Origin of the sequence: Rhodococcus sp. (in: high G+C Gram-positive bacteria) (assembly GCF_049286785.1) — a bacterium.
Classification (GTDB): Bacteria; Actinomycetota; Actinomycetes; order Mycobacteriales; family Mycobacteriaceae; genus Rhodococcus_F.
In genome coordinates, this window is the sequence record NZ_JBAQEO010000509.1 from 1 (window position 1) to 11,743 (window position 11,743).

The window sequence follows — 11,743 nt, forward strand, 5'->3', positions numbered from 1 at the left end:
CCCAGACAGCGACCACACCCAACGGTGCAGTGCTCGACGAGTCCACGTTGGCGGTCTACATGAGCGCAACCCGTCTCGGAGTGTGGCGGGTGAGCGCTCTGACCGTCCGCTGAACCGGACCGGACCGCCTACAGCAACAACCTTCAGGAGTAACGATGAAACCGAGTTTCCCAGCGACAGAGCTGTTCTCATCCTATGTCCTTGGTCAGGCGGTGCAGTGATGAACCAGGCCAACGTGAAGGACCCCGCGCAGAGCGATCCGACCACGGCCCTGATAATCGGTGCCTCGAGCGTGGCATTGCTGGTCGCCGGAGGGGTGGAGGCGGCCATGCATGTCGGCGGCTCGATCTCCGGTGTGCAGCAGAACGTTCCGGTCAATCCGGTCGAGGTCATCATCGGCTTGGCCAAGGGCCGCTTGGTGTGGTCGACGGGCGCGACGGTTGTGGCCGTGTTCTGCGGCCTGGTCGTTCTGGCTGTCGTGCTGGCCGGAGCGGTGTGGGCGCACCGGCGACGCAGCAAGCGCACCCGTGTCGACTACAAGGCCCGCCACATGGGCCGCGGCCGCGACATCGGATCGCTCACCGAGAAGGAGTGCCGGAACAAGATCGCCGACCTCAAAGCCGTGCTGCCCGAAAACTCGCCCCCCGGCATCCAGATCGGGGAGGACCTGAACTCGAATCGAATGCTGCGCGGGACGATTCAGGACCTGCACTGCGACATCTGGGGACCGCGTACCGGGAAGTCCACCTCCCGTGTCATCCCTGCGGTACTCGACGCCCCCGGTGCCGTGCTCACCACCTCGAACAAGCGCGACGTCGTCGACGCCACCCGCCTGTATCGCTCGAAGCGACTCGTCGATCGCAAGACCGGGGAACGCGTCGATCCGAAAACCGTGGACTGGACCACATACGGAGCCCCCGGCCCCGAAAGGAAGGCCGCCGAGGGTCTGCGGCACGTCGATACTCTCGAAGACCGGCCACTGTGGGTATTCGACCCGCAGAAGGTCGCCAATGAGGAACCGACCTGGTGGTGGAACCCGCTGTCCTGGGTGACTGACGAGGTCAAGGCCGCCGATCTCGCCGAACACTTCGCCGCCGGAGACGACGGGATAGCTGCGAAAAAGGACCCGTTCTTCGACCCCGAAGGCCAGGACCTGCTCGCCGGATTGTTCCTTGCCGCGGCCGTCGACGACCGCCCGATCACCGACGTCTACACCTGGGCGACCCAGGAGAAGAACATCGAGCCGGTCACCATCTTGCGCGCCGCGGGGAATGGCCGATACGAACTACAGGCTGACGGTCTGGCCGCCCAGTACAACCAGACCGATAAGCAGCGTTCCGGTGTGTTCACCACCGCCAAGAAGATGATCCGCAGCCTGAAGCTGTCCGCGCTCCATCCATGGGTTCGCCGCACGAGTCCCGCGGATCGTCGACCGCATTTCGACCCGCGCGAGTTCGTCGCCCAGGGCGGCACCATGTACAGCCTCTCCCGCGAAGGCAACGGTTCCGCCGGCCCGATCGTCACCGCACTGACCGTGGCGGTCATCGATGCCGCCGAAGAGCTCGCCACCCGATCCCCCATGGGGCGGCTACCGACCCCGATGGTCGCCGCCCTCGACGAGGTCGCCAACGTCGTCCGATGGTCCCAGCTTCCGAGCCTGTACAGCCACTACGGATCCCGCGGAATCCTCATCATGGCGATCCTGCAGTCCTGGTCACAAGGAGTGGAGGTATGGGGCGAGAGCGGAATGAAGAAGCTCTGGTCGGCCTCGAATGTCCGCGTCTACGGAGGCGGCGTTGCTGTAGACGACGGCAACTTCCTCAAAGACATGTCCACCGCCATTGGCGACCACTACGAGATCACCGGATCCGTCACCCAGAGCGGACACGGCCGCAGCACTTCCCGCCAGCGCACCAAAGTCCGCACCTTCACCGAGGACGACCTCGAAGCCCTCCCACGAGGCAGGGCTGTCGTCCGGTCCTCCGGCAACAGGCCGGTTCTGGTGCGGACCGTGCCGTGGATGGTCGGTCCGCACGCCGACCTGGTCCGAGCCTCGATCCGTGCGCACGACCCCGAGGCCGAACAGACCTTGGACGAAGCAGACCAGTGGGACAAGAACCTCATCGAGGAGGCCGCAGCATGAGCACCGACTACGACCCGATGACCGAGTACGACCCCTTCCGGCCACCGCCGGCCTCCGCCCCCGACGAACCTCCGGAGCCTTCGGAATACGACCCTGCTCCTGAACCCGGCGACTACACCCCGGCCGACGAGTTCGACCCCGACCTTGCCGGCGCCGACGAACTGAGCCCGCAGCTGGCCGAGTTCGTGCAGGCCGCGGTGACCAAACGCATCCGGAAGGAAGCCGACGCGATCGCCGCGGCCAAGTTCGAGGAGATGCTCACTCCCGATCTGCACCAACAACTACAAGCCGCCGCGACCCGGCAGCTCGAAGCCCAGACGGCCACCGCGCTCGCCGAACCCGAGCAGGTGACAGAGCCTGACGAGCCTCAACTGGTCTTCGGATCGGTCGAAGAGTTCGTGCGAGAGAAGCTCACCGCCACCTACATGCGAGAGGTCGCCGACGTCCCCCACCGGAATTGGTGCCCCGAATGGTGGCGGCACACCGAAGCCATCTCCCGCCTCGAAGCATTGTGGCGGTCCTGGGAGCACCTGCGCCTGGACCCGCGCACTGGAATGTCGGTGTGGTGGCGCGATCACGCCGACCACCACATGGAAAAGCTGTTCTCCTCCGACGGCCCGTTCAAGCACTGCGACGTTCGCCAGGGCCACAAGGACATGCTCAAACCCCTTCCCAGCACACCGGCCCCGCCGGCGATGTTCCCCGACACTCGCACCCACTAGACCCAGCAAGGAAGGAAACCCACGATGGGAATGCACGACGACGGCATCTACACCGCCACCAGCCACTTCTCCGGCGACAACGGCACCCCCGACGCACCCCGCGGCGAGTCGACCAGCCACCACACATCTCAGGCCGCCGCTCTCGACGCCCTCCACCACACCCTGCAGACGGCACAGGACCGCGGGACACGCTATGTCGCCGTCAATGTGATGCGCGAGGACACCCCCCAACGCCAACAGGTGTTCGCCGCAAGGAAGTCTCAGATCAGCCAAGTGCTCGAACAACTCAGCCAGTCCCGGTCGGCCTATTCACGCGCGTGGGACGCACTGAAGGACCACGCCCACGACGTCGTCGCCGAGCTGCGCAACCCCGAATCCGTGGTGCATCGCCCACTGTCCCCGGAACTTCGAGACGTCGCCTGGTCCGCGCAGAACATCTACGACGCGGGTCTCTCGGCACCCAGCAGCGACCTGGGCGAGCGCGTGATCACACAACACGAGGCCCTCGAGGACCATCTCGCCCGCGAGGTCGACCGGGCGAAGGACCGTGCCCGCGACGCCGGCCACACCGAGGCACAGATCGAGGCGGCCGTCGGCACCGATCCGGACCTGGACATGCGATCGCTCCGTCAACAATCAGCCGGCCTGATCCGCACTGTCCGCGATCTCGCCGCCGATCCGTCCCTCACACCATCGCAAGCGCATACCCTGCTCGCCGCCGCGGACCGGGCCGAGGATACCGTCGCCGAACTCGCTGCCCACAACGGTATTCCCCCTGTCGGCAACGTGGTCGGCACAGCAATGGGTGGCCGTACGAACGCGGTGACAACCGCGGCACAGCTCGCCGCCACCGACTACCCGATCGCCGCCACCTCCGCGGTCACCGCGCCCTCGGCCCACCCACCGGCCCGCAGGGTGACAACCACTAACGCCCTCGGTTCCGTCGACCAGGAAAGGTGACACCAAATGTCCGACAGCGAAGTCAACGAGGCCACCCAGGGATTCGGGATGCTGTTCCGGGTCGGTATGCAGGCCGCCTCGCGAATCGCCGAGAAGAACGCCCGCAACCGCGAGCAACGCATGCGCGAAGCTCAGGCCCACAGTGAACAGGCCGCGCGTGAATTCCGGGAGCGGCTCGGTGCCGAACAACGCGCCGCTGAAGCCCAGCTCCAGCCTGCATTCACGGAGTCGTGGTGGCAACAGGCCACCCCCGACCACATTGCCGCGACCTACGAACACGCCGAAGCGTGGAAAGACCACTCACCGATCGCAACCCAGGTCGCCGACCGGATCCGCTACGAGGTCCACACCCGGTACGGCATCGACGTCACGAACGACCCCAAGGCCGTCGCCCAGCTCCGCGCGCAAGCCGAGAACAAGAAGGGCATCGGAGAGGACGAAGCACGCAGCGCTGGCGAGGACCGCGTCACAGCGGCCACCATGATGAATGAAGCCGACCGCATCGACCGTGCCCGTGAGCAACCGCAGAACGACCTCCAACAGGCAACAGCCTGGGCAAAAGAGCATGAGCCGCAGTGGTTCGACGACTGGTCACTCATGTACTCCAACGCCGACACCCAAGACGCGAAACGAAGGGATGAGCGCGACCTGATCAGCAGGTTGCAGCAAGCCACCCGCACACCCCCGACCGAGCAGGAGAGCACCGAACTCCGCGACACCGCGGCACAGCGCTACGACTCGGCCGAACGCCGCGAAGCCCTCGCCCAAGACATGACCGCCGCCGGCGTGGACAGTGAAACCGTTGCGGCACGCATATCCGCCGACCTCGACCAGGGCGTCCACCCCCGCGAAGCCGTCCGAGCACCGAAGAAGGCACCGATCGCCCGTAAGGGCAAGCCGGGCCAGTCACAAAGCCGCGAACGCGAACACTCCGGCCGCTGAACTGGCGGATGAGGGGCTGGTATCTGTTGACACCAACCCCTCATCCGCGCAATGCAAGTCGTGGTCACCGCCGCCGACGCCCCCTCGATCTCAACCGAGGAACCGGCGTCAGGCGGGGGCTACGCTCTCGGCCGCACCCGATAGATCCGGAAGACTCTCGATGACCTCGCGGCATCGGGACGCGTTCTTGAAGAGGGACGCCAGGTAGTTTCCCGGAAAGTCCCGCTCGATGATCTGCTGCATGGCCGTCACCGCGCGCCTGGTCAAATCCGCTATATCTATATCTATATCTTCTTCAGCATCCTTCGGCGGCTCGGGCGGCAGCAATGCGGCAAAGACAGCGTGGGCGATAAGCCGGTTCCCATGCACGGCAATCGACCGATCCCGACCCTCCAACTTCTTCTGCTCGTCGCGAAGCGTGTCGTCCACCTCACGGAGAATCTGGACGGCCCGCCAGAGTCGCGTAGCGGTAAGAGCACCGTTGAAAAGGTGCTTGTATGGAATCTTTCCGACGTCCTCCCACAAGCGCCCGATTTCACGCTTAGCTTGTACGGCCAGCTCCGGCGAGTGGGCACACGCCAACGCGATGGTCGCATCGACGACAGTGCATCCCTGGCCCCGAACCGGGTCGGGTTCACCAGTCTTGATTGCGTAGGTCTTTCCTTGTTCGAGCAGCAAGTCGGTGCGCAAGCGCTCCTGCTCTGGATCGAGCGCCACGAAGTCGCGCCGCTCTACACGGTTCTGCGTATTGGTGGCACGCGTCACATCGGTAGCGAAGTCGGCAGGACAGTTCTCCAGTGAGATGAACCGGACATGGACCCTGGCGTCCGACACCTTCGATGGGTCGGTTTCCGCCGCAAGGCCAATGCTGCCCACTGTCTGCGCGCCGTTGACAACGGTTGCACCCTGAAAGGCGAACTTGCCCGAGCGCCTGCTTGCGCCCCCGACGGGGGCCTTCTGTATTCGATTACAGAGCACGGTGAGGCCATTGTTGAAGTACCAGAAGTTTGAGGGCTCGTTCAAGAGCGTGGTGGCGATTGCCGCGTTGACGCTTGAATCGTGAATGAACTTCCGCAAATTGCGGTCGAAGAGCGTTGCTTGGTGCTCCTCCCACCACTCAGCAACATCAGTTGCATCGACCTGGCCATAGAACGCGAGGTAGGGCTCCTCCGTTGATCCCCAATCATGCAGTGTGACCGACAAATCGGGAGACGTACCAGCAACGCCCTGCTTCACCATCGAGTGCAGCCCTGACTGTGCGAGATAGTGGAACGTAACTATCTCGGAGACATCGTTGATGTCTCGCAAGAGGTCGTCAACGACATCCTGGGCATCGTTAGACAGCGGCTGCTGTCCGGTGTGGACCAGCACCAGTTCGAATCGAACAGACGTGTTGTCGAGGGCCTCGGTTAGCTCCTCACGCTTCGCCTGGATCTTTTCGTTGAAGCGATCGAACCGCGGCACCAGCAGGTCGTTGAAGCCACGTATGAACTTCTCCACGTCTCCCAGAGCCGGAGAGCCTTTGCCGTCGTCGTCCCACTTCGACTGGACTACTACGACTACACCGTTTTGACGGGCCACACCAATGGCATCGATACCGTGGTCACCATAGCCATCCACAACATCCGCTGCGGCCTCGGCCGGGGTGACCTGTGCAAACTCGGTCAGGGCAAAAGCCGCGAGAGCGCGACTGAGACGGGCGGCATTGATTGCCGCCTCGGGCCTCCCCGCGTAGTCGCTCATGTCAATGTGTGGGCAGAACTCCTGCTCAAGCTTCTTGCGGATGTGATTCAGATGGACGATGCTCACGTGCCGACAATAGCCGTCACCGATCGCGAAATCGTCGTGACGAAGATAGCCGGAGTGGGTGAGCACGCCTTTCCCGGAATGCAATCCCTGACATTGTCATTCACGCAACCGACACTTCGGAACTCACCAACTGCCGATTCGATCGCGACTTGTGAGATACGCGATGAGTGCGCCCGCCATCCGAACCGTCAATAGCGCGTCCTCATGTTTCAGCATCGGGTCCCTGTAACGGCCGTGCCGGGCCCCAGGTGTGTTGCTCGCGTATCCGTACAACGCCTTGATCGACGCTGACAGGCTTTTCTCCCAGGGCAGTGCGCCGTCGAACAGCTTGTCGATGTTGCGGCCGAGCTCCTTCTCGCCGGCCAGCACCCGAGCTACTGCTTCAAGCGCACCAACTGCTTCGCTAACTGCCTTCTCATAGTCGGCGGGTCGGCCGCGAAGCATCTGGAGGGCCTTCTTGTACTGCGTGCCCGCAGCTTCGAACTTTCCGACAAGACCCTCCGCGCCGTGGTCCTCGTCCCCGGCAATCTCAAGGTCCAAGCCCTCCGGATCGAAAACTTGGATCCGAACTTCCTTCTTGTGCCGGGCGGCTATGTATGCCAACCCGCTGCGTTCGAAGGCAGCATTGATCTCCTTGACGTGGTTGGCACCGTTCTCTTCGAGAAGGTCGAATACCTCGTACCACTCAAGATGGCCCAGCAACTGCTGCGCAGGCTCCGTTGCGAAGTCGTTGGACCAGATTCCCTCGTCTGGCCGCTCCCGCAGATAGCGGCATACTTTGCGGTACGCACCGAGCCAGCCCACCTCGGCGACCAGGACCTCCTCAAGCGTTAGGCGTACATCCTCAGAAGCCTGCTCAAGAAGGACACGGGCAGGGGGCGGCCGCCGATGTCCGTTCCTGGTGCTGAACCTTTCCATGTCGACATTCTGCTCAACGCGCCGTTCGCCACGGCACGCGGTACCCAACTGGACGATTGGACTGTGCCCCACCAAACCCTCACTGCTCGTCGTTTGATCGCGAGCACCCATACCATCGACCTCGTGGCAACGGAAGAACGTGAGCTTTACGCGGAGCGATTGCGGCGGGAGGCACAGGCGGCACGCGACGCAGGTGGCGAAGAAACGTGGCTCAAAGACATCCCTCTCCCTGCACGCGTGAAGCTGGAAGCGGCATGGGACGACGCAATCGCCACGCTCGAAGACCCCGACGTCGGCACTTTCTTCACGGCCCGGACTGATGCCGATTCGGCTTTAAGACATGTGAAGAGGCGTGTAGTGCGCTCATTGGGCAAAGCACTGCAACCCTGGCACGTGAGTATGCCCGGCCAAGGGACGCCGACCGATCAGATCCTGTCGATTCTTGAAGCGGAACACGAGGCATTGTCGCTTGTGTGCGCCGATAGGTACAGCCGCCGCATAGAGCTGGAGTGGGCGCCGGGCAAACGGACCCTCGCCGAGCTAGATGAGATCGAGAGTCTGACCAGAACCACTGAACTACCCTCGCAATTCCGCGCCGCGGTCAACCGAATTCTTGAGAGTCATCGCGTTGCCTTCCGGCTGGCACATGATGGTGAGGCAATCCCGGTCGAGTCCCATGAGCTACATGTCGCCGTCGTGGAACCAACTCTCCATCTCTTGCATCGCGATCCCAGATTCGCCGCAACCGAGACGGCCTACATGAAGGCCTTGATAGAGATCCGAGCTCAAGACGCAGGCGACGCGATCACTGATGCAGGCACAGCGTTGCAGGAAGCCCTGGCCGCCCTCGGCTGCACTGGATCGACACTCGGTGCACAGTGCAAGTCAGCAAAGAACCAGGGCATACTGCGCAGCAACGACACCCCACTCATTGACAGCATCGAGAAAACTATCAACTGGGTGGCCACCAAACGGAATGACGGCGAAGCGCACCATGCCAATCCCGACTCGGACCTCAGCGACGCTTGGATGCTCGTACACGTCGTGGGAGCACTCATCGTAAGGCTCACCGAACAAGCGGGGGCAGCGAACTCTCGTCTCTAGCGTTCGTTCCCACTGTTCCGATCGAGTCCGTCTCTCGCCGAGGTCCGCTGGCGAGGCTCTAGCTTCGGCGGCAACGGCGGTCGTCGAACCGCATCCCGCGTGTCGCGGGGTGCGTCGAGTTCAGCCAACCGTCTTGCTTCATACGCGGTCTCAAGGGACGGATCCACGTCGGCGGATTCGGTCGCGACCGACTGTTGAGTGTGTTCGGCGAGTGTGACACTGCCATGAGCTGGCGCAGTGGGTTTGGAAGTCGCAAGCTGACGGTGCACGGACTCCAACTGTGTGCGACTGAGCAGTTCCAGCTCAGCTGCGCGGGCGGCCTCCCCTGAGGCCCGATGCGCGGCGGCGATTGCCTCAGTGGTCTTCATCAACTGTCGGAGTAGCAGCGCGTACGCCGCACTGGTGTCGATGCCTGGCTTCATCTGCAACATGATGAGCGCGGCACCGCCAGCGGACAGGGCGCCGGCCTTCTTCGACCAATGCTGGTGCGCGGGAATCTGCGCGGACCGAGCCAACTGAACGGAGGCTTTCGCGAGCGGGCCCGGCTTCGTCTCCAACTGCGTCGACCAGGCCGCAAACACTCCGGCCGTCCGTCCCGCCGCGCGGGCCCACTGCGCCCGATCGGTGACCGGAATCGATGTCAAGTACTTGTTCCAGGACTCGATATCGCGTGCCGCGCGGGCGACGAGCGCGGGATTGATTGGCGCGGCCTCGCGACCCTTCTTGGTGAACGGCATGTCCCGGCGCGCAATATTCCACTCGGCGACGGCCTCGGTCGACGTGGTGGGGGAGTCCTCCCACTCCTTCCGCAGCCGCGGCAGCGAGAGATCCTTCGCGAGATGCCCACCACCGTAGAAGACGGGCGTCGCCCCGCCATCCTTCGACGGTCGCACCGCCACCTTGTAGCCGACGACAACATCGGTTCTGCCGGACGCCATACGAGGCCGCACGATCAATCCCTGACCGCGCAGCCGGCGCACGAATTCGGCCTCCGTCTTCGACGCAGTCGCACACGCGCGGACCCGCCGTGCGAGCAGCTCCCGATCGAGTTCGCTGGAACCCTCACGGGCGGCGCGGTGCTTCTCGGCGCGGTGGTAGCCGCGCTCGCCGGTGTTGGCGTTGCGGGACTCGACGACCGCCAGTCCGTGCTTGCGTTCGAGCGTGTTGACCGCTTCGCTGGCTCGCTTCCAGTCGCGGTACAGGTCGACCTTGGTCCCGTCCTCACGCACTGCTGACGCGGCGATGTGGATGTGGTCGTTGCCGTTGCTCGACAGGCCGTGGCGCACCGCGACCCAGCGGGCGGGGGAGCGACCGGAGGACTCGGTAAAGCCCATCTCGTCCATGAACTCCCGCGCGATCTCGCCCCACTCGTCGTCTGCGAGTTGCCCCTCGTCAGCGTGCAGCGACAGCGAGCAGTGCCAAACGTTGGCGTCCCGGAACGGGTCGATCGGGTCGCGCAGCTTCTTACCGTGCGAGTCCCGCACATCGACACCATTTGCATCGCGCATGTAGTTCGGAACCTTCACCTCAGTACCGAACACGCGGCGGGGTTGATCGAGCTGACGGGCGATCTCGATCGCGTCTTCGTGCGACAATTCGTTGTCGTCGTGCCACGTCATGATCGCTGAGTCTCCGGCAACCAGATGCGGGTCAGTGTGCTCGTTCGCCCGGCCCGGACCCTGAAGGTAGGACAACAGGCCAGTCATCTTCTCGCCGCGCACGATCTTCGCGATCATCGCGCATCGAACCCATCGAGAATGCCGTCGATCCGCATAGCGAGCCGACGCACCTCACCAATTGTCACACCCAGCTCGTCCGGCAACTCACCGGTCGCGTTGGTGGCCTTCGCCATTTGGTTGATGTTGTTCGACAGTGCAGACAGAAGGCGGAATGCCCCGAACAGCTGGATCGCCAATTCCTGCCGGTCGGTGGCGGTCTCACGGCCGTCCGCCATAGCAGACTCGACCAGCAGCCGCGGAACACTGACCTTCGCCTTCTGTGCCCGCGCCAACAACTCCGACTCTTCCTCCGGAGTGACCTTCACGATGTGCCGATGCTGTCGGCCACCAAGGACATTGGCGCGCCTTTCACGCCGGAACCGGCGGGGTCGGTCGCTCGCCTCCTCGCTCACGTCCCACCTCTCATCCGGCCCAGCGCAGCACCCCCACCAATGTGGGGCTACACGACAGTGTCTCAGGTGAGGCGGGAACCGCCGAATCTGACACGCCGGATTAGGTCACCTAATCCACTATCTTGCTCTGCCGGGGCTCGATCAGTTGGCACGCAGCGCCTGCGTCGTGTGCCCGCTTTTGAAAGAGCTCAGGACGAGCGCAGCGAGTTCCGATGCGCGATTTCCGGGCCGTCCCCACCTGTGGTGCGGACCCGATTGTGGGTGCCTGAGATCGAGCGAAGCGGCACAGGGAATCTCGGGCATCCACACGAGGACCAGGGCGCTCCACACTTGTGGTCGGCCGGCGCCCGCCAGGGTCAACAGAGGGGGCCGCGCTGCGCGCGTCCATCGCGAATTCACAGCAGGGGAGTTGCCCCCAGGTAGGCACCGGGCTTAACGGCATTGGGCACACACGACATCTCTCCGCTCCGCTGTGTCGTGTGCACACAACGCCTACCCGGACACCCACCCGGGGACAACGGATTCCGAGCGCGACTCGACTCGCGCACACCCCGCGTGTACGGCTCGAGATTCGCGGCCAACATCGATACGCTCGAGACATGGAAACGCAGCCATTGGATGCCGAGTTCGCCGCTCTCGACGAGCAGATCCGAAAAGAAGCCGAGAAGAAGATGCAGGCGATCCGCGTGGTCGCCACTGCACACAAGTCCCTCACCGACACTCGCGAAGAATTCGCTCGCGCCGATGCGGCGAACAAGAAAGCTCTGACCGACGCACTCACCGCCGCGCACAGCGCAGGCTTCAGCGAAGCCGACCTGAAGCGATGGCGGGCCGAGGACAGCAAGCCCACCCGGCGCGGACCGCAGCGCCGGCCCCGAAAGACCGCGCAGAAGGGGCAGCCGGGGAATCCAACCACCAGCGGAGCGGTCGACGTCTCACCCCGAACGGCGGACGAATCCTTCGCCGCTTCGGCCTGACCAAGTTCTCACGCCAGCGTGCCACCGACACTGGATG

The 11,743-nt window shown here is 63.9% G+C and carries 10 protein-coding genes; 6 read left to right on the forward strand and 4 right to left on the reverse strand.

Features of this window, described 5'->3' with window-relative positions; genetic code table 11:
- Window positions 1-220 precede the first annotated feature (220 nt).
- From WAW17_RS18335 to WAW17_RS18350, 4 genes are read left to right on the forward strand one after another with little or no spacing between them, the layout of a single operon-like run.
- Window positions 221-2,143, forward strand: a complete 1,923-nt coding sequence (locus WAW17_RS18335; RefSeq protein ID WP_422334357.1) for a type IV secretory system conjugative DNA transfer family protein — start codon at window positions 221-223, stop codon at window positions 2,141-2,143.
- Window positions 2,140-2,865 carry a DUF4913 domain-containing protein gene (locus WAW17_RS18340; protein WP_422334358.1) on the forward strand — a complete coding sequence of 242 codons (726 nt, stop codon included), beginning with the start codon at window positions 2,140-2,142 and terminating at the stop codon, window positions 2,863-2,865. The genes WAW17_RS18335 and WAW17_RS18340 overlap by 4 nt, the downstream gene beginning before the upstream one ends.
- Window positions 2,866-2,889: 24 nt before the next feature.
- On the forward strand, window positions 2,890-3,825 hold the full coding sequence (locus WAW17_RS18345; RefSeq protein ID WP_422334359.1) for a hypothetical protein: 936 nt from the start codon (window positions 2,890-2,892) through the stop codon (window positions 3,823-3,825).
- Window positions 3,826-3,831: 6 nt separating this feature from the next.
- Window positions 3,832-4,767: a hypothetical protein gene (locus WAW17_RS18350; protein ID WP_422334360.1), complete on the forward strand. Its 936-nt coding sequence runs from the start codon at window positions 3,832-3,834 to the stop codon at window positions 4,765-4,767.
- A gap of 108 nt (window positions 4,768-4,875) precedes the next feature.
- Here WAW17_RS18350 and WAW17_RS18355 read toward each other — a convergent pair whose 3' ends face one another.
- Both WAW17_RS18355 and WAW17_RS18360 read right to left on the reverse strand, forming a co-directional pair.
- Window positions 4,876-6,576, reverse strand: a complete 1,701-nt coding sequence (locus tag WAW17_RS18355; protein WP_422334361.1) for an AIPR family protein — start codon at window positions 6,574-6,576, stop codon at window positions 4,876-4,878.
- A 123-nt stretch (window positions 6,577-6,699) separates the two neighbouring features.
- Window positions 6,700-7,494, reverse strand: a complete 795-nt coding sequence (locus WAW17_RS18360) for a hypothetical protein (protein ID WP_422334362.1) — start codon at window positions 7,492-7,494, stop codon at window positions 6,700-6,702.
- Between WAW17_RS18360 and WAW17_RS18365 the strand changes: the two genes are divergently transcribed.
- Entirely contained in the window at window positions 7,465-8,598 is a 1,134-nt protein-coding gene (locus WAW17_RS18365; protein ID WP_422334363.1) for a hypothetical protein, read from the forward strand. The genes WAW17_RS18360 and WAW17_RS18365 overlap by 30 nt on opposite strands.
- On the opposite strand, the gene WAW17_RS18370 is transcribed toward WAW17_RS18365, so the two are convergent.
- Together WAW17_RS18370 and WAW17_RS18375 are read right to left on the reverse strand one after the other, a co-directional pair.
- Complete coding sequence (locus WAW17_RS18370) at window positions 8,595-10,334, reverse strand: relaxase/mobilization nuclease domain-containing protein (protein WP_422334364.1); 1,740 nt, start codon at window positions 10,332-10,334, stop codon at window positions 8,595-8,597. The genes WAW17_RS18365 and WAW17_RS18370 overlap by 4 nt on opposite strands.
- Window positions 10,331-10,729 carry a plasmid mobilization protein gene (locus WAW17_RS18375; RefSeq protein ID WP_422334365.1) on the reverse strand — a complete coding sequence of 133 codons (399 nt, stop codon included), beginning with the start codon at window positions 10,727-10,729 and terminating at the stop codon, window positions 10,331-10,333. The genes WAW17_RS18370 and WAW17_RS18375 overlap by 4 nt, the downstream gene beginning before the upstream one ends.
- A gap of 599 nt (window positions 10,730-11,328) precedes the next feature.
- Here WAW17_RS18375 and WAW17_RS18380 point away from each other — a divergent pair.
- A complete protein-coding gene (locus WAW17_RS18380; protein ID WP_422334366.1) occupies window positions 11,329-11,706 on the forward strand; it encodes a hypothetical protein in 378 nt (125 codons plus the stop codon).
- Window positions 11,707-11,743 lie beyond the last annotated feature (37 nt).

Coding starts and splice junctions, on each gene's coding strand:
- WAW17_RS18335 (WP_422334357.1), top strand. CDS start 221: ATGAACCAGGCCAACGTGAAGGACCCCGCGCAGAGCGATCCGACCACG.
- WAW17_RS18340 (WP_422334358.1), top strand. CDS start 2,140: ATGAGCACCGACTACGACCCGATGACCGAGTACGACCCCTTCCGGCCA.
- WAW17_RS18345 (WP_422334359.1), top strand. CDS start 2,890: ATGGGAATGCACGACGACGGCATCTACACCGCCACCAGCCACTTCTCC.
- WAW17_RS18350 (WP_422334360.1), top strand. CDS start 3,832: ATGTCCGACAGCGAAGTCAACGAGGCCACCCAGGGATTCGGGATGCTG.
- WAW17_RS18365 (WP_422334363.1), top strand. CDS start 7,465: ATGTCCGTTCCTGGTGCTGAACCTTTCCATGTCGACATTCTGCTCAAC.
- WAW17_RS18360 (WP_422334362.1), bottom strand. CDS start 7,494: ATGGAAAGGTTCAGCACCAGGAACGGACATCGGCGGCCGCCCCCTGCC.
- WAW17_RS18370 (WP_422334364.1), bottom strand. CDS start 10,334: ATGATCGCGAAGATCGTGCGCGGCGAGAAGATGACTGGCCTGTTGTCC.
- WAW17_RS18380 (WP_422334366.1), top strand. CDS start 11,329: ATGGAAACGCAGCCATTGGATGCCGAGTTCGCCGCTCTCGACGAGCAG.